Origin of the sequence: Streptomyces sp. NPDC018964 (genome assembly GCF_044390325.1) — a bacterium.
Lineage (GTDB): Bacteria > Actinomycetota > Actinomycetes > Streptomycetales > Streptomycetaceae > Streptomyces.
In genome coordinates, this window is sequence record NZ_JBIRYZ010000012.1 from 212,117 (window position 1) to 232,406 (window position 20,290).

General features: G+C 72.5%; 18 protein-coding genes. 14 read left to right on the forward strand and 4 right to left on the reverse strand.

The window, feature by feature from the left end; translation table 11 throughout:
* Positions 1 to 104: 104 nt before the first annotated feature.
* From ACH5AO_RS22310 to ACH5AO_RS22355, 10 genes are all read left to right on the forward strand, one after another.
* A complete protein-coding gene (locus ACH5AO_RS22310) occupies positions 105 to 965 on the forward strand; it encodes a TrmH family RNA methyltransferase (RefSeq protein WP_398927225.1) in 861 nt (286 codons plus the stop codon).
* Between the two features lie 92 nt (positions 966 to 1,057).
* Positions 1,058 to 2,194, forward strand: a complete 1,137-nt coding sequence (locus tag ACH5AO_RS22315) for an ATP-binding protein (protein ID WP_398927227.1) — start codon at positions 1,058 to 1,060, stop codon at positions 2,192 to 2,194.
* A 146-nt stretch (positions 2,195 to 2,340) separates the two neighbouring features.
* Positions 2,341 to 3,462, forward strand: coding sequence for a phenylalanine--tRNA ligase subunit alpha (gene pheS, locus ACH5AO_RS22320; RefSeq protein ID WP_398927229.1), 1,122 nt, complete (start codon positions 2,341 to 2,343; stop codon positions 3,460 to 3,462).
* Entirely contained in the window at positions 3,462 to 5,975 is a 2,514-nt protein-coding gene (gene pheT / locus ACH5AO_RS22325; protein ID WP_398927231.1) for a phenylalanine--tRNA ligase subunit beta, read from the forward strand. Before pheS ends, pheT begins: the two co-directional genes overlap by 1 nt.
* A gap of 388 nt (positions 5,976 to 6,363) precedes the next feature.
* Positions 6,364 to 7,464, forward strand: coding sequence for a PP2C family protein-serine/threonine phosphatase (locus ACH5AO_RS22330; RefSeq protein ID WP_398927233.1), 1,101 nt, complete (start codon positions 6,364 to 6,366; stop codon positions 7,462 to 7,464).
* A gap of 254 nt (positions 7,465 to 7,718) precedes the next feature.
* Positions 7,719 to 9,059 (forward strand): transcriptional regulator, encoded by a 1,341-nt coding sequence (locus ACH5AO_RS22335; RefSeq protein ID WP_398927235.1) that lies wholly within the window; start codon positions 7,719 to 7,721, stop codon positions 9,057 to 9,059.
* Positions 9,060 to 9,204: 145 nt separating this feature from the next.
* Entirely contained in the window at positions 9,205 to 9,750 is a 546-nt protein-coding gene (locus ACH5AO_RS22340; protein WP_398927237.1) for an NUDIX hydrolase, read from the forward strand.
* A gap of 505 nt (positions 9,751 to 10,255) precedes the next feature.
* Positions 10,256 to 10,768 (forward strand): hypothetical protein, encoded by a 513-nt coding sequence (locus tag ACH5AO_RS22345; protein WP_398927315.1) that lies wholly within the window; start codon positions 10,256 to 10,258, stop codon positions 10,766 to 10,768.
* Between the two features lie 22 nt (positions 10,769 to 10,790).
* Positions 10,791 to 13,103, forward strand: coding sequence for a DUF6571 family protein (locus tag ACH5AO_RS22350; RefSeq protein WP_398927239.1), 2,313 nt, complete (start codon positions 10,791 to 10,793; stop codon positions 13,101 to 13,103).
* A 176-nt stretch (positions 13,104 to 13,279) separates the two neighbouring features.
* Positions 13,280 to 13,714, forward strand: a complete 435-nt coding sequence (locus ACH5AO_RS22355; RefSeq protein ID WP_398927241.1) for a hypothetical protein — start codon at positions 13,280 to 13,282, stop codon at positions 13,712 to 13,714.
* Between the two features lie 92 nt (positions 13,715 to 13,806).
* Here ACH5AO_RS22355 and ACH5AO_RS22360 read toward each other — a convergent pair whose 3' ends face one another.
* Complete coding sequence (locus ACH5AO_RS22360) at positions 13,807 to 14,667, reverse strand: 3-hydroxybutyryl-CoA dehydrogenase (protein WP_398927243.1); 861 nt, start codon at positions 14,665 to 14,667, stop codon at positions 13,807 to 13,809.
* Between the two features lie 188 nt (positions 14,668 to 14,855).
* On the opposite strand from ACH5AO_RS22360, the gene ACH5AO_RS22365 reads away from it, so the two are divergent.
* Entirely contained in the window at positions 14,856 to 16,070 is a 1,215-nt protein-coding gene (locus tag ACH5AO_RS22365; protein WP_398927245.1) for a glycoside hydrolase family 10 protein, read from the forward strand.
* Position 16,071: 1 nt separating this feature from the next.
* Here ACH5AO_RS22365 and ACH5AO_RS22370 read toward each other — a convergent pair whose 3' ends face one another.
* The gene (locus ACH5AO_RS22370; RefSeq protein WP_398927247.1) at positions 16,072 to 16,266 is read right to left on the reverse strand and encodes a DUF1918 domain-containing protein; all 195 of its coding nucleotides are present in this window, start codon (positions 16,264 to 16,266) and stop codon (positions 16,072 to 16,074) included.
* A gap of 12 nt (positions 16,267 to 16,278) precedes the next feature.
* Positions 16,279 to 17,196 carry a DMT family transporter gene (locus ACH5AO_RS22375; RefSeq protein ID WP_398927249.1) on the reverse strand — a complete coding sequence of 306 codons (918 nt, stop codon included), beginning with the start codon at positions 17,194 to 17,196 and terminating at the stop codon, positions 16,279 to 16,281.
* Here ACH5AO_RS22375 and ACH5AO_RS22380 point away from each other — a divergent pair.
* The 3 genes from ACH5AO_RS22380 (at position 17,195) to ACH5AO_RS22390 (ending at position 19,823) form a co-directional block, all read left to right on the forward strand.
* Positions 17,195 to 18,631 carry a PLP-dependent aminotransferase family protein gene (locus ACH5AO_RS22380; RefSeq protein WP_398927251.1) on the forward strand — a complete coding sequence of 479 codons (1,437 nt, stop codon included), beginning with the start codon at positions 17,195 to 17,197 and terminating at the stop codon, positions 18,629 to 18,631. The two genes, ACH5AO_RS22375 and ACH5AO_RS22380, sit on opposite strands and share 2 nt — an antisense overlap.
* A gap of 40 nt (positions 18,632 to 18,671) precedes the next feature.
* Positions 18,672 to 19,109 (forward strand): GNAT family N-acetyltransferase, encoded by a 438-nt coding sequence (locus ACH5AO_RS22385; protein ID WP_398927253.1) that lies wholly within the window; start codon positions 18,672 to 18,674, stop codon positions 19,107 to 19,109.
* Positions 19,110 to 19,229: 120 nt separating this feature from the next.
* Positions 19,230 to 19,823 (forward strand): histidine phosphatase family protein, encoded by a 594-nt coding sequence (locus ACH5AO_RS22390; protein ID WP_398927255.1) that lies wholly within the window; start codon positions 19,230 to 19,232, stop codon positions 19,821 to 19,823.
* On the opposite strand, the gene ACH5AO_RS22395 is transcribed toward ACH5AO_RS22390, so the two are convergent.
* Positions 19,805 to 20,245 carry a DUF6314 family protein gene (locus ACH5AO_RS22395; RefSeq protein ID WP_398927317.1) on the reverse strand — a complete coding sequence of 147 codons (441 nt, stop codon included), beginning with the start codon at positions 20,243 to 20,245 and terminating at the stop codon, positions 19,805 to 19,807. The two genes, ACH5AO_RS22390 and ACH5AO_RS22395, sit on opposite strands and share 19 nt — an antisense overlap.
* Positions 20,246 to 20,290: the final 45 nt, after the last annotated feature.

A 20,290-nucleotide genomic window follows, 5' to 3' on the forward strand; every position in this document is an offset into this window, starting at 1 on the left:
CGCCCGCTTCCCCGGCGGCCGCGTCACGCCGATGCCAGAGGGCGGCACCGTCGCCCCAGTCCCACGAAGCGCCGCACGTCGTGATTCTCCCGAAGGTGAAGAAGATGCCCACCGTCAGCCCCGAGCTGATCTCCCCCCGCTCGCCCCGTGTGTCCGCCGCCCGGCGGCTCGGCAAGCGGAACTTCCGGGGGAAGGAGCGGCTGTTCCTCGCCGAGGGGCCGCAGGCCGTGCGGGAGGCGGCCGGGCACCGCGCCGGGAACACCGGCACGCTCGTCGAACTGTTCGCCACCGTCGAGGCCGCCGAGCGGTACGCCGACATCGTCGGGGCGGCGCGGGACGCCGGGGCCCGGGTGCACCTCGCCTCCGAGGACGTCATCGCCGACATCTCCACCACCGTCACCCCGCAGGGGCTGGTCGGCGTCTGCCGGTTCCTGGACACGCCGTTCGAGGAGATCCTCGCCGCCCGGCCCCGGCTGGTCGCCGTCCTCGCCCACGTGCGCGACCCCGGGAACGCCGGCACCGTGCTGCGGTGCGCCGACGCCGCCGGAGCCGAGGCCGTCGTCCTCACCGACGCCTCCGTCGACCTGTACAACCCCAAGGCCGTGCGTGCCTCCGTCGGCTCCCTGTTCCACCTTCCGGTCGCCGTCGGCGTCCCCGTCGGACAGGCCGTGACCGGGCTGCGGGACGCGGGCGTGCGCCTCCTCGCCGCCGACGGCGCCGGGGACCGCGACCTCGACGACGAACTCGACAAGGGCACCATGGGCGGGCCCACCGCCTGGGTCTTCGGCAACGAGGCCTGGGGCCTGCCCGAGGAGACCCGCGCCCTCACCGACGCCGTCGTCCGCGTCCCCATCCACGGAAAGGCGGAGAGCTTGAACCTCGCCACCGCCGCCGCCGTATGTCTCTATGCGTCGGCGCGTGCACAGCGCGCCGCCGGAGGGTGCCGCTCCGTCACCGGGAACTAGTAGGGTGACCAGCCCGGGGACCCTCCCCCAAGCTCTCGGCAGGGCTCGAGCACGGGGCGCCCCGAGGACGTTCCGAGAGGTGGGGTACGGGGATGAGCGTCGGCACGAGCAGCGCACCGGGAACAGAACGGGCGGCGCGCCCGCCCGCGCCCCGGCCCGGTGACCTCGCCGAACTCGGCATCGACCCCGACCAGCTGCCCGACGGACTGGTCGTCGCCGACGAACACGGACGGGTGATCTGCTTCAACGCGGCAGCCGTCCGCATCACGGCCGTCCCCGCCGAGCGGGCCCTCGGCCTGCCGCTGGAGACCGCCCTGCCGTTAGAGGACCTGGAGGGCCGCCGCTGGTGGCAGCTCACCGACCCCTACGGCGGCCTCGACATCCGCGTCCGCCAGCCCGAACGCAACCTGCTGCTCCCCGGGGGCCGGGAGGTCCTCGTCTCCGCCCGCTACGTCCGCGCCGCACCCACCGGCCCCGTCCGCCGCGTCGTCGTCACCCTGCGCGACACCGAGGCCCGGCGCCGCACCGAGCGCAACCACGCCGAGCTGATCGCCACCGTCGCCCACGAACTGCGCTCCCCGCTCACCTCCGTCAAGGGCTTCACCGCCACCCTGCTCGCCAAGTGGGAACGGTTCACCGACGACCAGAAACGGCTGATGCTGGAGACCGTCGACGCCGACGCCGACCGGGTCACCCGGCTCATCGCCGAGCTGCTCGACATATCCCGCATCGACTCCGGGCGCCTGGAGGTGCGCCGCCAGCCCGTCGACATCGGGGCCGCCGTCGGACGGCACATCCAGGCCCACGTCGCCGCCGGGCAGCAGGCCGACCGCTTCCTGCTGCGGGTGCAGCGCCCGCTGCCCGACCTGTGGGCCGACCCCGACAAGATCGACCAGGTGCTGGGCAACCTGCTGGAAAACGCGGTGCGGCACGGCGAGGGAACCGTCACGATTGACATCACGCCCTCGGCGTCCCCCCGCGAACGGGAGGACGCCGGTACGTCGGTCACGGTGAGCGACGAGGGGCCCGGCATCCCGGAGGAGTCCATGAACCGCGTCTTCACCCGCTTCTGGCGGGGCAGCAAGCGCGGCGGGACGGGCCTCGGGCTGTACATCGTCAAGGGCATCGTCGAGGCCCACGGCGGCACCATCACGGTCGGACGCGCCCCCGGAGGCGGCGCCGAGTTCCGATTTACGTTGCCCGTGGCGGCACCGGCGTATCTCACCTGAGACGTCCGAAGGCCCCACGGGCGCATTCGCGTTCCCCCACCCCGTTAGACTCGGCCTTTGGCACCTTTGTGTCCCAAAAACCTGGACGCACCGTCCACGAGTCGGTACGGGGACCGTCAGCCAGCCAATCGGAAGCACGGGAAGAGATGTCGGCACCCAATAAGTCGTACGACCCTGTAGAGGTCGAGACGTTGAAACCGGAAGAGATCGAGCGCATGCGGGACGAGGCGCTCGCCGCCTTCGCCGCCGCGGACTCCCTCGACGCCCTCCAGGAGGCCAAGGTCGCCCACACCGGCGGCACCTCCCCGCTGGCGCTCGCCAACCGCGAGATCGGCGCCCTGCCTCCGCACGCCAAGGCCGAGGCCGGCAAGCGGGTGGGACAGGCGCGCGGTGCCGTGAACAAGGGCCTCGCCGCTCGCCAGGCCGAACTCGAGGCCGAGCGCGACGCGCGCGTCCTGGTCGAGGAGGCGGTGGACGTCACGCTGCCCTACGACCGTGTCCGGGCCGGCGCCCGCCACCCGCTCACCACGCTGTCGGAGCGCATCGAGGACATCTTCGTGGCCATGGGCTACGAGGTCGCCGAGGGCCCCGAGGCCGAGGCCGAGTGGTTCAACTTCGACGCCCTGAACATCGGCCCGGACCACCCGGCCCGCGGCGAGGCCGACACCTTCTTCGTGCGGGGCCCGGAGGGCGGCGGCGAGTCCGGCGTGGTGCTGCGCACCCACACCTCGCCCGTGCAGATCCGCTCCGCGCTCGACCGCGAGCCGCCGGTCTACGTGATCTGCCCCGGCCGCGTGTACCGCACCGACGAGCTGGACGCCACGCACACCCCCGTCTTCCACCAGGTCGAGCTGCTCGCGATCGACGAGGGCCTGACCATGGCGGACCTCAAGGGCACCCTGGACCACATGGTCCAGTCGCTGTTCGGCGCGGAGATGAAGACCCGGCTGCGGCCGAACTTCTTCCCCTTCACCGAGCCGAGCGCCGAGATGGACATGCTCTGCTACGTCTGCAAGGGCGCGTCCGTCGGCAACCCCGACCGCCCCTGCCGCACCTGCTCGTCCGAGGGCTGGATCGAGCTGGGCGGCTGCGGCATGGTCAACCCGCGGGTGCTCACCGCCTGCGGCGTCGACCCCGAGAAGTACAGCGGCTTCGCCTTCGGGTTCGGCATCGAGCGGATGCTGATGTTCCGCCACAACGTCGAGGACATGCGAGACATGGTCGAGGGTGACGTCCGGTTCACCCGGCCGTTCGGGATGGAGATCTGATGCGGATCCCGCTTTCTTGGCTGCGGGAGTACGTCGACCTGCCGGCGACGGAGACCGGCCGTGACGTACAGGCCAAGCTCATTTCGGCCGGGCTCGAGGTCGAGACCGTCGAGCACCTCGGCGCCGACCTCAAGGGCCCCCTCGTCGTCGGCCAGGTGCTGACCATCGAGGAGCTGGAGGGCTTCAAGAAGCCGATCCGCTTCTGCACCGTCGACGTCGGCCGGGCCAACGGCACCGGCGAGCCCCAGGAGATCGTCTGCGGCGCCCGCAACTTCGCCGTCGGCGACAAGGTCGTCGTCGTCCTGCCCGGCGCCACCCTGCCCGGCGGCTTCTCGATCAGCGCCCGCAAGACCTACGGCAAGACCTCCCACGGCATGATCTGCTCCAGCGACGAGCTGGGCATGGGCGACGACGGCACGCACGGCATCATCGTGCTGCCGCCGGAGACCGAGGTCGGCAAGGACGCCATCGAGCTCCTGGAACTGGTCGACGAGGTCCTGGACATCGCCGTCACCGCCAACCGCGGCGACTGCCTGTCCATCCGCGGCGTCGCCCGCGAGACCGCCATCGCCTACGGCCTGCCGCTGCGCGACCCGGCCCTCCTCGACGTGCCGGGACCGAACGCCTTCGGCTACCCGGTGAAGGTCTCCGACCCGATCGGCTGCGACCGCTTCACCGCCCGCACGGTGACCGGCCTCAGCCCCGAGGCGCGCTCCCCGATCTGGCTGAAGCGCCGGCTGCAGAAGGTCGGCATGCGCCCGATCTCGCTCGCCGTCGACGTCACCAACTACGTGATGATGGAGCTCGGCCAGCCGCTGCACGCCTACGACCGCTCCCGGGTCCGGGGCACCATCGGCGTGCGCCGGGCCGAGGAGGGCGAGAAGATCGTCACCCTCGACGGCGTCGAGCGGAAGCTGCACGCCGAGGACCTCGTCATCACCGACGACCGCGGCCCCATCGGGCTCGCCGGTGTCATGGGCGGCGCCGACACCGAGATCGCCGACCACGACGACACCGAGAACGCGACCGGCGACGTGGTGATCGAGGCCGCCCACTTCGACCAGGTGTCCATCGCGCGCACCGCCCGCCGCCACAAGCTGTCCTCCGAGGCGTCCCGCCGCTTCGAGCGCGGAGTCGACCCGCAGGCCGCCGCCGCTGCCGCGCAGCGCACCGTCGACCTGCTGGTGCTGCTCGCGGGCGGCACCGCCGAGGCCGGTGTCACCGAGGTCATCGCCCCGACCGCGCCGCACACCATCACCGTCCCCGCCGACCACCCGGACAAGGTCGCCGGTGTGACGTACGGCCGGGAGACCGTCGTACGCCGCCTTCAGGAGGTCGGCTGCGACGTGTACGGGCAGGACGAGCTGATCGTCACGGTGCCGTCCTGGCGGCCCGACCTCACCGACGCCAACGACCTGGCGGAGGAGGTCATCCGGCTGGAGGGCTACGAGAACCTGCCCTCCACGCTGCCCCGGCCGCCGGCCGGCCGCGGTCTGACCGCCCGCCAGCGCCTGCACCGCCGGGTCGGCCGCGCCCTGGCCGGGGCCGGTTACGTCGAGGCGCCGAACTACCCGTTCGTCAGCGAGCAGGTCTTCGACCAGCTCGGCCTGGACGCCGATGACCCGGCCCGCCGTGTCGTCAAGCTGGTCAACCCGCTCAGCGACGAGGAGCCCGCGCTGCGCACCTCGCTGCTGCCGGGCCTGCTCGGCGCGCTGCGCCGCAACGACGGCCGGGGCTCGCACGACCTCGCGCTGTTCGAGACCGGCCTGGTCTTCCGGCCGCGCGAGGAGCAGCGGGTCGCCGCGAACCTGTCCGTCGACCGGCGCCCCAGCGAGGACGACATCGCCGCGCTGAACGCCGCGCTGCCCCACCAGCCGCGGCACGTCGCCGTCGTCCTGGCGGGCGCCCGCGAGCAGGCCGGCTGGTGGGGCAGGGGTCGCCCCGCCGACTGGGCCGACGCGGTCGAGGCCGCCCGGACCGTCGCCCGTGAGGCCGGTGCCGAACTGGGCGTCCGCAAGGGCCAGTACGGGCCGTGGCACCCGGGTCGCTGCGCCGAGCTGACCGTCACCGTCGACGGCGCCGAGCGCGTCATCGGCCACGCCGGTGAGCTGCACCCGCGCGTCCTGAAGGCCCTGGGCCTGCCCGCGCGCGCCTGCGCGATGGAGCTGGACCTGGACGCCCTGGAGCAGGCCGGCGACGGCGTCCCGCAGGCGCCGGGCATCTCCACCTTCCCGGTCGCCACGCAGGACGTCGCGCTGGTCGTCGACGCGTTCGTGCCCGCCGCGGACGTCGAGGCGGCGCTGCGCGAGGGCGCCGGTGAACTGCTGGAGTCCATCCGCCTGTTCGACGTGTACGAGAACGCCGAGCAGCTGGGCGAGGGCCGCAAGTCCCTGGCGTACGCGCTGCGGTTCCGCGCGACCGACCGCACGCTGACCGTCGACGAGGCCTCGGCGGCCCGTGAATCGGCGGTCACCCTCGCGGGCGACCGCACCGGGGCGGTCCTGAGGGGCTAGCGCCCGTCCCAGCCGGTCCGCCACTTCCCGTCCAGCACGATCAGCCCGTCCGGCGTTTGAGGACAAAGGGGGTCTGGGGGCGCAGCCCCCGGGGACGGGACGGGAAGGGGCGGCGGGGGCGAAACCCCCTGCCCCACCCCCGCCTTCGCCCGCGCGCCAAGCGCACCGAAGCCGGTCCGCGGAGGCCGGTAATCGACGGCTTCCGGGGTGCGGGGGGCGTGACATGCGCCTCCCACGCCCCCCGTTCCCCTCATCCTGCCGGTCACCTCACTCGTTCGGGTGACTATTCGAAGTGATACGTCCGGATCAAGCCATGCGGCCGACAGAATTCAGACCGGCCTCTCGAGGCCGGTCTGCGCTGTCCGGGCCTATATGGGGGGCCATCGGCATGATCCGCTTCAAGTCCGGGGCTCCCCACAGGGTGCCACCCCGGTTCCTGTCCTCACGGGTACCCACCTTCGCGGTACCCACGGTCCTGGGCGCCACCGCGGTCGCCTACCGGCTGACCTGCCCGCTCGCCCACGACGCCGCCCTCGGCGCACGCCTCGTCAGCAGTGCCGTGATGTGCGCGATCGCCACCGGCCTGGTGATGCACGTGCGGCGCCGGCTGCTGCGCGAACTGCGGCGGGCCCGCCGGATCGCGGAGGAGGCGCAGAGCGCGCTGCTGCGGCCCCCGCCCCCGTGGATCGACGGCCTGGCCGCCGCCGCGGTCCACTTCTCCGCCGACCCGGAGGCCCGGATCGGCGGCGACCTGTACGAGGTGGTCGCCACCGAGCACGGCGTACGGGCCGTCATCGGCGACGTGCGCGGGCACGGAATCGGAGCCGCACGGACCGCCGCCGCCGTCCTCGGCAGCTTCCGCGAGGCCGCCCACGACGAGGCCGAACTCGCCGGTGTGCTGCGCCGGCTGGAGCGGGCGATGGCCCGGCACCTGAGGGAGCGGGCCCACGGCGGGCACGACCCGGCGGGCGCCGCCCAGGACGGCCCGCCCGGCGAGGAGTTCGTCACCGTCGTGCTGCTGGAGATCCTCCCGGACGGGGGAGTACGGGCCCTGAACTGCGGCCACCCCTGGCCGTACCTGCTGACCGGCGCACGGGCCGAACCGCTCGCCCGCGCCGATCCGCTCCCGCCGCTCGGCCCGTTCCCCCTGCCGCCCGAACTCCCCGCCGTCCCCTGCGGAGCTCTGCTGCCCGGTGACGCACTCGTCCTGCACACGGACGGGGCCGAGGAGGCACGGGACGCCGAGGGCCGGTTCTTCCCCCTGCGGGACGTCCTCACCGGGGCGGCGCGCGAGCACCCGGTCACCGCCCGGTCCGTGCTGCACACGGTCCGCACGGCACTGCTGCGGCACACCGTCGGCCCGCCCAAGGACGACGTGGCCCTGCTGATCCTGAGGAACGAGCGGCACGTGGGGAGCACCCCCACCGGGGTGCGCGCCACCGCGCACCCGCACCAGCCCCCGACAGGTCACCTCCGGTCCCCGGCATGACCGGCGGTGCCACGCCGTCCGTCCCGCCACGGAATGTCGGGCAGGCAGCAGGGCGGACGGCGTGGGAACGGGCCGCCGCACTGTACGAGGGGGAGCCGGCGGCCCGGCCGGCCTCTTTCGAGGTATTTCAGTCAACCGGCCGGACACGTTCGGCGACAGCGCGCGCACACTGCGGATTCGGGCACTCCGTTCACACCCCGTGTGAACGCGCGGCCACTACTCTGTCCGGCACCGAACCACCCGGGGGGCCTGGAATGCAGCCCAACACCCTGCTCGACGCGATCCTGGACGAGGCCGGGATCTCGCACGCGGGCCTGGCCGCGCACGTCAACCAGGCCGGCCGGGCGCGCGGTCTGTCGCTCCGCTACGAACACACCGCCGTGGCGCGCTGGCTGAAGGGACAGCGGCCCCGGGGCCAGGTGCCCGACCTGATCTGCGAGGTGCTCGCCACCCGCCTGCACCGCCAGGTCACCCTCGACGACATCGGCCTCGGCGTGCCCGGCGGGCCGCCCGTCCCGCACACCGGCTCGCTCCGCGGGTTCGTCGAGCGGGCCACCGCGCTGTGGCGCTCCGACCAGCAGCGGCGCCCGCACATACTCGGCGCCCCCGCCGTCACCGGCACGCCCGCCGTCATGCCCGTGTGGGAGTGGGAGAACCCGCCCGAGGACGTGGACGTCTCCCGCGGCGGCCGGCACCGGGTCACACCCGGCGACCTCGACATGCTGCGCGCCGCCCGCACCCACTACGAGCAGATGTACCGCAAGGCGGGCGGCATCGCGACCCGCGCCCGGATCGTCGGCTTCCTCAACGCCGAGGCCGCCCCGCTGCTGCGCGGCGGCTACACCGACGCCACCGGCCGCCAACTGCACCGGGCCACCGGCGGCCTGGTGGCGGTCGCCGGTATCTGCGCGTACGACTCCGACGCGCACGGCCTCGCCCAGCGCTACTTCCACCAGGCGCTGCGGCTGGCGAAGGCCAGCGGGGACCGGGGACTCGGCGCCTATGTGATCGCGCTGCTCGTCAACCAGTCGCTGTACCTGCGGGAGTACCGGCAGGCCGTCGCCTTCGCGGAGGCGGCGCTGCGCGCCGCCGGCACCCATATCACCCCCGCCCTCGCCTCCGACCTGTACGCGATGCAGGCCAAGGCGTACGCGCACCTCGGCGACGGCACCGCCGCGCTGTCCGGCATCCGGCGGGCCGAGCGGGCCGCCGAGCGGATCCGGCGCGGAACCGAACCCGACGAGACCGGCTACGTCCAGCCCGGCCTGGTCAACGTCCAGGTGGCGGAGGCGCTGCTCAGCCTCGGCGAGCTGGCGGCGGCCGGGGAACACGCGGCGGCGGCCGTGGACACCCCCGCCCACGACCGGGGCCGGGTGCACCGGCTGGCCATGCTGAGCACCATCGAACTGCGCCAGGGCAACGCCGACAAGGCGGTGGCCGTCGCGGTGCGGATGGCCGAGCAGGCCCGGGGGATGGAGTCGCGGCGGCTGCGGGACAGACTGCGCGAGGTGCGCGAACACCTCGTCCGCAGCGGCTGCGCGGGCACCGCCGAGGCGGCCGAACTCATCGACGGGGCACTGCGCGTACCGCTGTAGCGCGGGCGCGGGCCGGGGACACCCGTGCCCGGCCGTGCGCCTCCGCCGCGCCTGTCGCTGCACCGCGGGCGGCCTCCCGTGCGCCTGCCCGCCGGACCACCGCTGCTGCGATATTGCCCCTTACTCGTCGGAAGGTGGCAGAACCATGCAGTGGGCGAAGCGGAACGAACAGACCGTGTACTCAAATCGCTGGTTCAGTGTCAATCTCGCGGATGTCGAACTGCCGGACGGCCGGCATCTCGACCACTTCCTCATCCGGCTGCGGCCCGTCGCCGTGGCCACGGTGGTGAACGAGGCCAACGAGGTCCTCCTGCTGTGGCGCCACCGCTTCATCACCGACAGCTGGGGGTGGGAGCTCGCGGCCGGCGTGGTCGAGGACGGCGAGGACGTCGCCGGGGCCGCCGCACGGGAACTGGAGGAGGAGACCGGCTGGCGGCCGGGGCCGCTGCACCACCTGATGACCGTGGAGCCGTCCAACGGCCTCACCGACGCCCGGCACCACGTCTACTGGTCCGACGAGGGCGAGTACGTCGGACACCCCGTGGACGACTTCGAGTCGGACCGCCGGGAGTGGGTGCCCCTGAAAGTGGTCCCCGACCTGATCGCCGCCGGCGAGGTCCCGGCCGCCGGCATGGCGGCGGCGTTACTCCTGCTGCACCACCTCCGGCTCGGCCAGGACACCACGCCCTGAGCCGGCCCCGGCGCCCGCACGACGGACGACCACCGCGGGCCCGGAACCGCTGCCCGGACACGGTCGGCCGGTTCCGGGCCCGCGACCACCTGTCACGTACGCCGGTGCCCGGGGCGCCGGACGGAACGTTCCTCCCGAGGTATTCACGTCCATGTCCGCCATGCGCGGCGCCTGCACGACGAACTCGGGCTGGAGCCGACCGGGCGACTGCGCCGGCCGGTCGCCGGCCTCGCCCGGTCATGCCACGGTGACGGCCGCCCGGACGATGAGGGGCGTGGCCGCATCGGGCACCGGCGCGATGATCATCCGGGTCCGGGTGGAAGAAGGCTCCGCCCAGCCCCTGCGGGCGCACATCCGCCTGACCGACGACACCGTCTCCGGAGCACGTTCTGTGGAGACTCGGGGCCGCAGTCCCGAACTCCAGGACGAATTGACTACGCTGGCCGCCCCGGGGCCGTTCAGCGGGCTGCCGGCGAGGGACTTCGAGGGGTGGAGGAGCAGGTCGGTGGCGTGGGACGAGTGGGACCAACTGAAGGCCGAGGCGCTGGAACGCCGGCAGGGCGGCGCGACACAGATGCAGCTCAACCAGTACCCCGGCGACTCCGGCCCGGGCTCGGCCCCGACGACGCCCGACAAGACGGGTGACCTCAGCGTCGACCAGCAGGATCTCTCCAAGATCGGCAGCCACGCGCACGAGCTCTACGACCGGCTCTGGGACCAGGCCCGCCTGGACAACACGAGCGTCGACGAGGCGGCGAGCGACCTGACCTCACAGGGGTTCGCGCTCGGCTCCGGACTCCAGCACGTGTCGAACCGCTGGTCCACGCAGCTGAACACCGTCCTCGACGCCTGCGCGCACATCTCCAACCACATGCAGGTCACCAAGAAGATCCACAGCGGTGACGAGGCCTACATCCAACGCCAGATGAGCAGCATCGCCACCCTCGACGCCGGTTTCGACGAGCGGGTGGGACCGGCCGGGGAGAAGAACCCGATCTACGGCGAGAAGAAGAAGTAACCGCACAACGGGGGCACCACTCATGGATCTCGACACTCTGCGCCACGCCAACCTCAAGCTCCTCGACGACGCCGTCGAGGACTGGTCGATCATCGCCCGCAACCTGAACACCCTCGCCGAGGACGCCGAGAAGGGCCTGCGCCAGGCGGCCAACAAGGCGAACTGGGCCGGTGAGAACTCACGGGTCACCAAGGAGTTCATCGGCAAGACGGCCGGCGAGATCAGGGACGCCCACACCCAGGCCAAGTCCATCCACGACGTCCTCAAGGACACCGCGGGGGAGTTGAAGGGCTACCGCACCCAGCTGAAGGACGCCATCGACCGCGGCCTGAAGAAGAACCTCACCGTGATGGACACCGGTGACGGCGGTTTCACCGTCACCATGAACGTCCACCCGGACCGCGCGGCGGAGGGCTACACCCCGCCCTCCCACACCCAGAGCGACGTCAACGCCCTGCGTGACGAGATCCAGGGCATCCTCGGCAAGGCCACCGAGAGCGACAACTCCGCCAGCAAAGTCCTCAAGGCGCTGGCCGACCAGACCAACTACGGTTTCGGTGAAGCCAGTTACCAGGACCGGGACAAGGCCGCCGAAGCGCTCAAGACGGCCGACGAGCTGGCGGCACTCGTCAAGAAGGACCCGGACAAGCTCTCCACCGCCGAATTCGACCGGCTCAACGCGGGGCTGAAGAAGTACTCCGCCGACCCGCTGTTCGCCGAACGCTTCGCCACCACGCTCGGACCGCGGAAGACACTGGACTTCTGGGCCGGCCTCACCGGCCAGAACGGGGGGTGGGAGCTGCGCCATGACCGCGGGGAGCAGTTCGACGACCTCCAGAAGCACCTGAGCCTCACCCTCGCCACCGCCACCCAGAGCGACAGCGCCGCGATGACCTCCTGGAAGGGCAACATGGTGGCCCTGGTCGACCAGCCCGTGGGCCCCGGCGGCGGGTTCCCCCTGGGCGGACAGGTGATGAGCAACCTGATGCGCTGGGGCGACTACGACGACCGGTTCCTGAACAGCTACGGCGACAAGCTCATGGCCACCGAGAAGAAGATGACGGGCAACGGGCAGCACGGCGCCTGGCAGCGCATGGGTGGCGACCCGATGCTCAACCGCACGGGCACGGACAGCGGCTGGGACCCGATGACGGGTTACCTCAAGGCCCTCGCCAACAACCCGGACGCCGCGACGTCCTTCTTCAACGACACCTTCCTCACCAAGGACGAGGACCACGACTTCACCGAGAAGAAGGATGGCAAGGAGGTCAAGAAGGAACTGACCAACTTCGACTACCTCTTCGAGGAGCGCGACTGGCCCGCCGACTACGACTCCGAACACGAGGAGAGCATCGCAGGCCGGAACAACCTGGCGATGGCCCTCGAGGCCGCCACCACCGGTCACCCGGCCGGCGAGCAGCCGACGCCGGACACGCCGCACCACAACGCCGAGCAGGCCAAGCTCATGGAACGCCTCGTGTCGTCCATCGGCGAGGACCCGGAGGAGCGCCTGCTCAAGCACGGACACATGATCGACAGCGTGGGTCAGATCACCGCCGAGTACCTCCCGGACATCAACCGGTCCATCAGCGGCGCGGACCGGAACGACCCCGACTCGACGTCGTGGGAGCGGACGCAGAAGATGTACCCGATGTACGGGGAAGAGGCCGTACTCGATCCGCGGGACGTGACGAAGCTCCTCTTCACCGTGGGCCAGAACCCGGACGGCTACGCGGCGGTGGAGGTCGGCCAGAAGGCGTACATGAGCCAGCTGATGGAGCACCACCTCAATCCCGATCTGCCGGCCGGGCAAGTCGTGGACGACGACACGGAAGGTGTCGTGCGGCAGATCGCGGAGAGGTCGGGGGAGGTCTCCGGCATCCTCGCCCTGGGCCGTCAGGAGGAACTGGCGGCCGCCGGGAAGGAGAAGGACGAGGCCTACAAGGACTCGATGGACCTGGTCAAGAGCAGCATCTCCGGTGGTCTCGGTACGGCGGTCGGCGTGGGAACCTCCTTCGTCGCCACACCCTGGGTCGGAGCCCTCGCGGGTGGCGCCACCACCACCGTCACCGGCACCGTCCTCGAAGCCGTGTTCCAGGACTTCAAGAGCACGGAACTGGAGGACTCCGAGGACGCGAGGGGCGAGCGCTGGCAGCAGGGCCTGGACAACAACGGCCACCGCTCGGGCCAGGCGGCCCGGCTGGCCGCAGAAGAGTTCGGCATGGTCGACCCCGCCGACGCCGAGACCTGGGCCCGGGAGAGCGGCGAACAGGGCTACTACAACGCCCAGGCGATCGTCGACGGACGAACCCCGGGCAGCAGGACGACCTCCTGACCAAGGTCGCCGAGCCTCACCCAGATACCGAGCAGCCCCCGAGAGGTACCACCATGACCCGCCGTCGACCAGTTCCCGGACCACGCTCCGGTCCTGCACTCGCCGCCGTCGTTCTCGCCGTCCTGGCCCCCACGGTCACGGGATGCGGCGCCGACGAAGAGACCAGGGACTACTCCGTGCCGGACACCCTCTGCGGCATACGCGTCGACGCCGAGGAACTCGCCCCGTTCCTCCCGCCGGGGAAGAAGCTCTCCGCCAAGCCCGACGTCGACTCCGACAGGATCTGGTGCGATGTGTCCGTGGACGGGAAGCTCGCCGTCAGAACGGTCCAGAAATGGTGGCAGGGCGGCCATGACACGGCGTACTTCCTCCGCAGCCAGACCCTCGAGCGGGTGGAGGAGACCGCGGACGACGGGCGGTACGTGTATTCCGGCTGGCAGGCGTTCGGCAAGACGGAAAACTGCGTCGACGAGAAGTACAAGCAGGATCTCTACACCGGGATCCAAGCCTATGGTTCCGACCACAGGGACGCCGACGCCATGAAGCGTTTGATCGTCTCCTTCACCGAGGAGGTCGAGAAATCGGACGAGTGCGACAGCAAAGCGTCGTGAAGAACAAGCCCTGAGCGACGAGTAGCCGTCGGCCGACGGAAACGACCGTGGGCCCGACCCGGAACCCCCGGACCGGGCCCACGACCGCCGTGTCAGCCGTAGGTGTAGAACCCCGAGCCCGACTTCCGGCCCAGCCGGCCCGCGTCGACCATGCGCTGGAGCAGCGGGGGAGCGGCGTACAGCGGCTCCTTGTACTCCTCGTACATCGAGTACGCCACCGAGGCCACCGTGTCCAGGCCGATCAGGTCGGACAGCTTCAGCGGGCCCATCGGGTGGGCGCAGCCCATCTCCATGCCGTTGTCGATGTCCTCGCGGCTGGCGATGCCCGACTCGAACATCCGGATCGCGGAGAGCAGGTACGGGATCAGCAGCGCGTTCACCACGAAGCCGGAGCGGTCCTGGGCGCGGATCGCGTGCTTGCCCAGCACCTTCTCGGCGAAGACCTGGGCCCGGCTCAGCGTGCCCTCGGAGGTGGTCAGCGCCGGGATCAGCTCGACCAGCTTCTGCACCGGGGCCGGGTTGAAGAAGTGGATGCCGATGACGTGGTCGGGCCGCGAGGTGGCGACCGCCAGCTTCACCAGCGGGATGGAGGAGGTGTTGGAGGCCAGGATCGCGTCCGGCCGGGTCACCACCTGGTCGAGGACCTGGAAGATCTCGGTCTTGACCTGCTCGTTCTCGACCACGGCCTCGATCACCAGGTCACGGTCGGCGAACTCGCCGAGGTCCGTGGTGAAGCTCAGCCGGGCCTGCGTGGACGCCAGCTCCTCCTCGGAGATCTTGCCGCGCTCGGCCGCCTTCGACAGGGAGTTGAACAGCCGGGTACGGCCGATCTCCAGCGCCTCGCCGGTGGTCTCGGCGACCCGGACGTCCAGTCCGGCCCGGGCGCACACCTCGGCGATCCCCGCACCCATCTGACCGCAGCCCACCACTCCGACGCGTTCGATGTCGGTCACATCGGTCCTTTCGCTCCTGCTTATGGCCGTGGCAGGTCGCCGGGTCCCGGGTCCTGCTCCGTCCGTGCACGTTACTCCGAAGTATCGACGACCGGTCGCGGGGGTGGGGCATCCTGGGCGCGGGACCGTGTCCGGCCGGGCGGTCCGACGGTGTTCAGGGGGGCGCTGTGGGGCGGGTGTCACGCAGGATGTTCGCGACGGCGACGCTGGCCGCGGCGGCGGCGGTGCCGCGGGCGTCCGCCGCGCCGCGGCGACGCGCGGTGCCGGCCGCGGCGACCGGCGAGATGCGGGGCATGTGGGTGGCCACCGTCACCAACCGGGACTGGCCCTCCCGGCCGGGGCTGAGCGCCGCGCGGCAGCGCGCCGAACTCCTCGGCCACCTGGACGCGGCCGTCCGCAACCGCCTCAACACCGTGGTCCTCCAGGTGCGGCCCACGGCCGACGCGCTGTGGCCCTCGCCGTACGAGCCGTGGTCGCGGTACCTCACCGGGACCCAGGGCGGGCACCCCGGCTGGGACCCGCTCGGCACGGCCGTCGCGGAGGCCCACGCCCGCGGTCTGGAGCTGCACGCCTGGTTCAACCCGTACCGCGTGGCCCTGCACACCGATCCCGGCCGGCTCACCGCCTCCCACCCCGCCCGCCGCAACCCCGGCTGGACCGTCCCGTACGGCGGGAAGCTCTACTACAACCCGGGGCTGCCCGAGGTCCGCGCCTTCGTACGGGAGGCGATGCTCGACGCGGTGCGCCGCTACCCCGTCGACGCGGTCCACTTCGACGACTACTTCTACCCGTACCCGGTGGCCGGGCAGACCTTCGACGACGACCTCGCCTACGACACCCACGGCGGCGGCTTCCCGGACCGGGCGGCCTGGCGGCGGGACAACGTCGACCGGCTGGTGCGCGAGACGGCCGCCGGGATCAGGGAGATCCGGCCCGGCACCCGCTTCGGCATCAGCCCCTTCGGCGTGTGGCGCAACGCCGACGTGGACGAGCGGGGCTCCGACACCCGCGCGGGCGTGCAGACGTACGACGACCTGCACGCCGACACCCGCCGGTGGGCCCGGGAGAACTGGATCGACTACATCTGCCCCCAGCTCTACTGGAACATCGGCTTCGCCGCCACCGACTACGCGAAGCTGCTCTCCTGGTGGGCCGAGGTCGTCCGGGACTCCGGGACCCGGTTGTACGTGGGGGAGGCCCTCTACAAGGCGGGTGACCCGGCCCAGCCCGCGGCCTGGCGGGACCCGGCCGAGCTGTCCCGCCACCTCACGCTGGCCGCCGGGCACCCGGAGGCGCGCGGGCACGTCTTCTTCGCCGCCCGTGAGGTGACGGCCGACCCCGTCGGGGCGATGGCGCGGGTGGTCGCCGACCACTACCGGCAGCCGGCGAAACCCCCGCGCTGATCTAGTGCTGCGGGGCCTTGTGTCGGATCTCGGTGTCGGGGCCCGGCGAGCACACGCCCTCGTGCCCGTCCTGGAAACGGACGCGGTAGGGCGGGTTCCCTTCCCGGCCCATCACTTCGACGATCTCTCCGACCTTGTCGTGCTGGCCGACCACCCTGCCGTGCTGGACAAGCTGGTCGCCCTCGGTTGCGCGCATCGGGGCCTCCTCTCAACCGCGTGCCCGCTGGGTGACGGCGATGCACACGAGCACAGCCGCGGCCGTCAGCGGGGCGGCCACCGTCAGCTGCTCGTTCAGCAGCAGCACCGACCACACCAGTGTGAGCAGAGGCTGGGCCAGCTGCAACTGGCTGGCCTTGGGGATGCCGATGGCCGCCATGCCCCGGTACCAGACGATCAGCCCGAGGAACTGCGAGCCCGCCGCCACCCACAGCAGGCCGGTCACGCTGTGGGCGGTCAGCTCCACCGGCTCGACGGCCAGCGCGACCGCGGCGGCGGGCACGGTGAGCGGCAGGCACAGCATCAGCGCCCAGCCGATCACCTGCCAGCCCGGCATCACCCGGGCCAGCCTGCCGCCCTCGGTGTAGCCGGCCGCGCACACCAGGAGCGCCCCGAAGAGGTACAGGTCGGCCGTGGTCAGCGCGCCGCCGCTCTGCTGCACCGTGAAGGCCACGACGGCGGCGGCCCCGGCGAGGGCCGCCACCCAGAAGACGCGCGAGGGCCGGGAGCCGACGCGCAGGGCGGACAGCAGCGCCGTGGTCAGAGGGAGCAGGCCCACCACGACCGCCGCGTGCGCGGTGGTCGAGGTCTGCAGCGCCAGGGTGGTCAGCATCGGGAAACCGAGCACCACTCCCGCGCCGACCACCGCGAGGCCGGGCCAGTGCCGCCGGGCCGGCGGCGCGACGCGCAGGGCGAGCAGACAGCCGCCGGCGATGAACGCCGCGAGCACACTGCGCACGGCCACCAACGACCAGGGCCCGAAGCCTTCGAGACCCCAGGCGGTGGCCGGGAAGGTGAGGGAGAAGGCGATCACGCCGAGGGCGGCCTGGAGGGTGCCGAAGCCGCGGCGGTCGCGGGGGGCGGTGACCGCTATCGGCAGATCAACGGTAGCGCTACTCTGTGCTCTCATGCATGAGCGTAGCAGTGTCGGTGAACTGACGGAACAACTGCGGAGGGAGCTGGACCGCTACTCTCCCGGTGGAAAGCTCCCTTCCAGTCGGGCCCTGGTGGAGCGGTTCCGGGTGAGTCCGGTGACCGTTTCCCGGGCGTTGGCGCGGCTCGCCGCCGAGGGCCTGGTGGTGACCCGGCCCGGCGCCGGCGCCTTCCGCGCGCGGCCCCGGACCACGGCCGGACCCGCCGGGGACACCTCCTGGCAGGAGGTCGCCCTCAGCGCCGACGGCGCCGCCGACCTCGTACCGCGCTCGGTGGACGCCTCCGGGGTGCTGGTCTCGCTGGCCGCGCCGCCGCCCGGCGTGATCGAGTTCAACGGCGGCTACCTGCACCCCTCCCTCCAGCCCGAGCGGGCCATGGCGGCGGCGCTGTCCCGCGCCGGACGCCGGCCGGGCGCCTGGGGGCGGCCGCCCATGGAGGGGCTGCCCGAGCTGCGCGAGTGGTTCGCGCGCAGCATCGGCGGACCGGTGACGGCGGCGGGCGTGCTGATCACCGCGGGCGGACAGTCCGCGCTGACCACCGCCCTGCGCGCACTCGCGCCGCCGGGCGCCCCCGTCCTCGTCGAGTCGCCCACCTACCCCGGCATGCTCGCCATCGCCCGCGCCGCCGGACTGCGCCCGGTGCCCGTCCCGGTGGACGCGGACGGCGTACGGCCCGCACTGCTCGCGGACGTGTTCCGCGCGACCGGCGCCCGCGTCCTCGTCTGCCAGCCGCTGTTCCAGAACCCCACCGGCGCCGTGCTCGCCCCCGAGCGGCGCGGTGAGGTGCTGCGCATCGCCCGCGAGGCGGGCGCCTTCGTGGTCGAGGACGACTTCGTACGGCTGCTGGTGCACGAGGACGCGGGCCCGCTGCCGCGCCCGCTGGCCGCCGACGACCCCGACGGGGTGGTGGTGCACGTCTCCTCGCTGACCAAGGCGACCTCGCCCAGCTTCCGGGTGAGCGCCCTGGCCGCGCACGGCCCGGTCCTGGAACGGCTGCGGGCCATCCAGGTCGTCGACACCTTCTTCGTGCCCCGGCCCCTCCAGGAGGCCACCCTGGAGCTCGTCGGCTCGGCCGCCTGGCCGCGCCATCTGCGCGCGATCTCGGTGGCGTTGCGCGCCCGCCGGGACGCGATGACCGCCGCGCTCCGCCTCCACCTGCCCGAACTCGCCCTGCCGCACATCCCGTCCGGCGGCTACCACCTGTGGCTGCGGCTGCCCGACGGCGCGTCCGAGCCGGCCCTGACCGCCGCCGCCCTGCGCGCGGGCGTCGCCGTCACCCCCGGCCGCCCCTACTTCAGCGCCGAACCCCCGGCCGGCCACCTCCGCCTGAGCTTCGCGGCGGTGGCCGGCACCGGGGAGATCACCGAGGGCGTACGGCGGCTGCGCGCCGCCTGCGACGAGGCGCTGGGATAAGAGGTCGACGCCGCCCCGCCCGACCTGCGAGCATCCGGCCATGACCGACACCCCGCGCCTGCCCGAGGGCTACGAGATCACCACCGACCCCGCCCGCATCGACGCCGAACGCGTGCACCGGTGGCTGTCCACCGACGCCTACTGGGCCCTGGGCCGCTCCCGTGAGAAGCAGGACCGGGCGATCGAGGGCTCGCTCAACTTCGGCGTCCACGACACCCTCACGGGGGAGCAGGTGGCGTACGCCCGGGTCGTCACCGACCGGGCGACCTTCGCCTGGCTGTGCGACGTGTACGTGGACCCGTCGGTGCGCGGCAAGGGCATCGGTACGGCCCTGGTGGCGGCCGTGCGGGAGGAGCTGCGGCCCTGCGGGGTGAAGCGGATCATGCTGGCCACGCACGACGCGCACGGGGTCTACGCCAGGCTCGGTTTCCGGCCACTGGAACGACCCGACCAGTGGATGGTGCTCGTCGAAGGATGACGGAGCGTTTCGGGGCGCTTGTCCGCCCCGTCCTTACCGGTCGGTAAAGCCGGACGCACCGTGAGTGACGGCTCGGTGGCACCTCTTGACCCGCGCACCGCGGAGTCCCACGATCCCCGCATGGCACTTCGGGTCACGTTCGTCGCCGCCGCGGGGAGCTCCTCGGTCCTCGCCGAACGTTTCGAGGACGACCGGCCGCTGGACCGGGCCGGCTGGAGCGAGGTGCAACGGGTCGCGCACGAACTGCTGCCGCTCGCCGCGGCCGATCTGCGCTACTGCTCCCCGGCCCCGCGCAGCCGTGCCACCGGGGAGGGCCTCGGATACGCGCCGCTGGTGCAACTCGCCCTGCGCGACTGCGACATGGGCCGCTGGCGGGGGCTGACCCTGGGGGAGGCGATGGCCCGGGAGCCGGGGGCCGTGGACGCCTGGCTCGCCGACCCGCGGTCCACCCCGTACGGGGGTGAGTCACTGCTCGACTTCATCGGCCGGGTCGGCGGCTGGCTCGACACCCGGCCGGTCGAGGACGGCTGCCGGATCGTCGCGGTGGCCGAGCCGTCGGTGATCCGCGCGGCCCTGGTGTACGTGCTCAAAGCTCCGCCCGCCACCTACTGGAACATCGACGTCCGCTCGCTGTCGACGATCGGCGTCACCGGCCGGGCGGGCCGCTGGAGCCTTCGGCTCGAAGGGGCGTCCGCTCAGCCCACGCGCGCGTAGCCGGTGGTGAGCTCCAGGTCCTTGGCGGGACCGCGCACCCGCCACACCGTCCGCCAGTGGTCCGCGTCCCGGACGGTGAACTCGCCCCGGTAGAGGTCGGCCGAACAGGGGTGGTCGGCGACGTACCGTCCCGCGGTGAGGTCCAGGTCGTGGAAGGGGCGCCCGTCCGCGAACCGTACGTCCGCCGTGCCGCCCGGTCCGGGCAGGAAGCGCAGGGTCCGCTCGGCGGGCCGGGTGACGCCCCGCCAGGTGAAGTCGCCGGACTCGCGCTGCAGCAGGCCGCCGCCCTCCAGCGGGCCGAAGACGACCGTCCCCTCGAAGCGCCCCTCCTCGCCGCCCGCCAGATCCCGCACGGTCCGTTCCGCCCGCCAGCGGCCGCTCAGATAGCCCAGCGTGTCGGGCACTGGCCAGAACTCGCCCATCCCGCCTCGTTCCCGCGTGGTGTCCGTCGTCGCACGCCCCATTGA

What these genes read in the sequence shown, in the direction of transcription:
- ACH5AO_RS22390 (WP_398927255.1), top strand. Translation starts at nt 19,230, where the DNA reads ATGGCACTTCGGGTCACGTTCGTCGCCGCCGCGGGGAGCTCCTCGGTC.
- ACH5AO_RS22370 (WP_398927247.1), bottom strand. Translation starts at nt 16,266, where the DNA reads ATGCGCGCAACCGAGGGCGACCAGCTTGTCCAGCACGGCAGGGTGGTC.
- ACH5AO_RS22350 (WP_398927239.1), top strand. Translation starts at nt 10,791, where the DNA reads ATGGATCTCGACACTCTGCGCCACGCCAACCTCAAGCTCCTCGACGAC.
- ACH5AO_RS22395 (WP_398927317.1), bottom strand. Translation starts at nt 20,245, where the DNA reads ATGGGCGAGTTCTGGCCAGTGCCCGACACGCTGGGCTATCTGAGCGGC.
- ACH5AO_RS22310 (WP_398927225.1), top strand. Translation starts at nt 105, where the DNA reads ATGCCCACCGTCAGCCCCGAGCTGATCTCCCCCCGCTCGCCCCGTGTG.
- ACH5AO_RS22375 (WP_398927249.1), bottom strand. Translation starts at nt 17,196, where the DNA reads ATGAGAGCACAGAGTAGCGCTACCGTTGATCTGCCGATAGCGGTCACC.
- ACH5AO_RS22340 (WP_398927237.1), top strand. Translation starts at nt 9,205, where the DNA reads ATGCAGTGGGCGAAGCGGAACGAACAGACCGTGTACTCAAATCGCTGG.
- pheS (WP_398927229.1), top strand. Translation starts at nt 2,341, where the DNA reads ATGTCGGCACCCAATAAGTCGTACGACCCTGTAGAGGTCGAGACGTTG.
- ACH5AO_RS22380 (WP_398927251.1), top strand. Translation starts at nt 17,195, where the DNA reads ATGCATGAGCGTAGCAGTGTCGGTGAACTGACGGAACAACTGCGGAGG.
- ACH5AO_RS22330 (WP_398927233.1), top strand. Translation starts at nt 6,364, where the DNA reads ATGATCCGCTTCAAGTCCGGGGCTCCCCACAGGGTGCCACCCCGGTTC.
- ACH5AO_RS22365 (WP_398927245.1), top strand. Translation starts at nt 14,856, where the DNA reads ATGTTCGCGACGGCGACGCTGGCCGCGGCGGCGGCGGTGCCGCGGGCG.
- ACH5AO_RS22335 (WP_398927235.1), top strand. Translation starts at nt 7,719, where the DNA reads ATGCAGCCCAACACCCTGCTCGACGCGATCCTGGACGAGGCCGGGATC.
- ACH5AO_RS22315 (WP_398927227.1), top strand. Translation starts at nt 1,058, where the DNA reads ATGAGCGTCGGCACGAGCAGCGCACCGGGAACAGAACGGGCGGCGCGC.
- ACH5AO_RS22385 (WP_398927253.1), top strand. Translation starts at nt 18,672, where the DNA reads ATGACCGACACCCCGCGCCTGCCCGAGGGCTACGAGATCACCACCGAC.
- pheT (WP_398927231.1), top strand. Translation starts at nt 3,462, where the DNA reads ATGCGGATCCCGCTTTCTTGGCTGCGGGAGTACGTCGACCTGCCGGCG.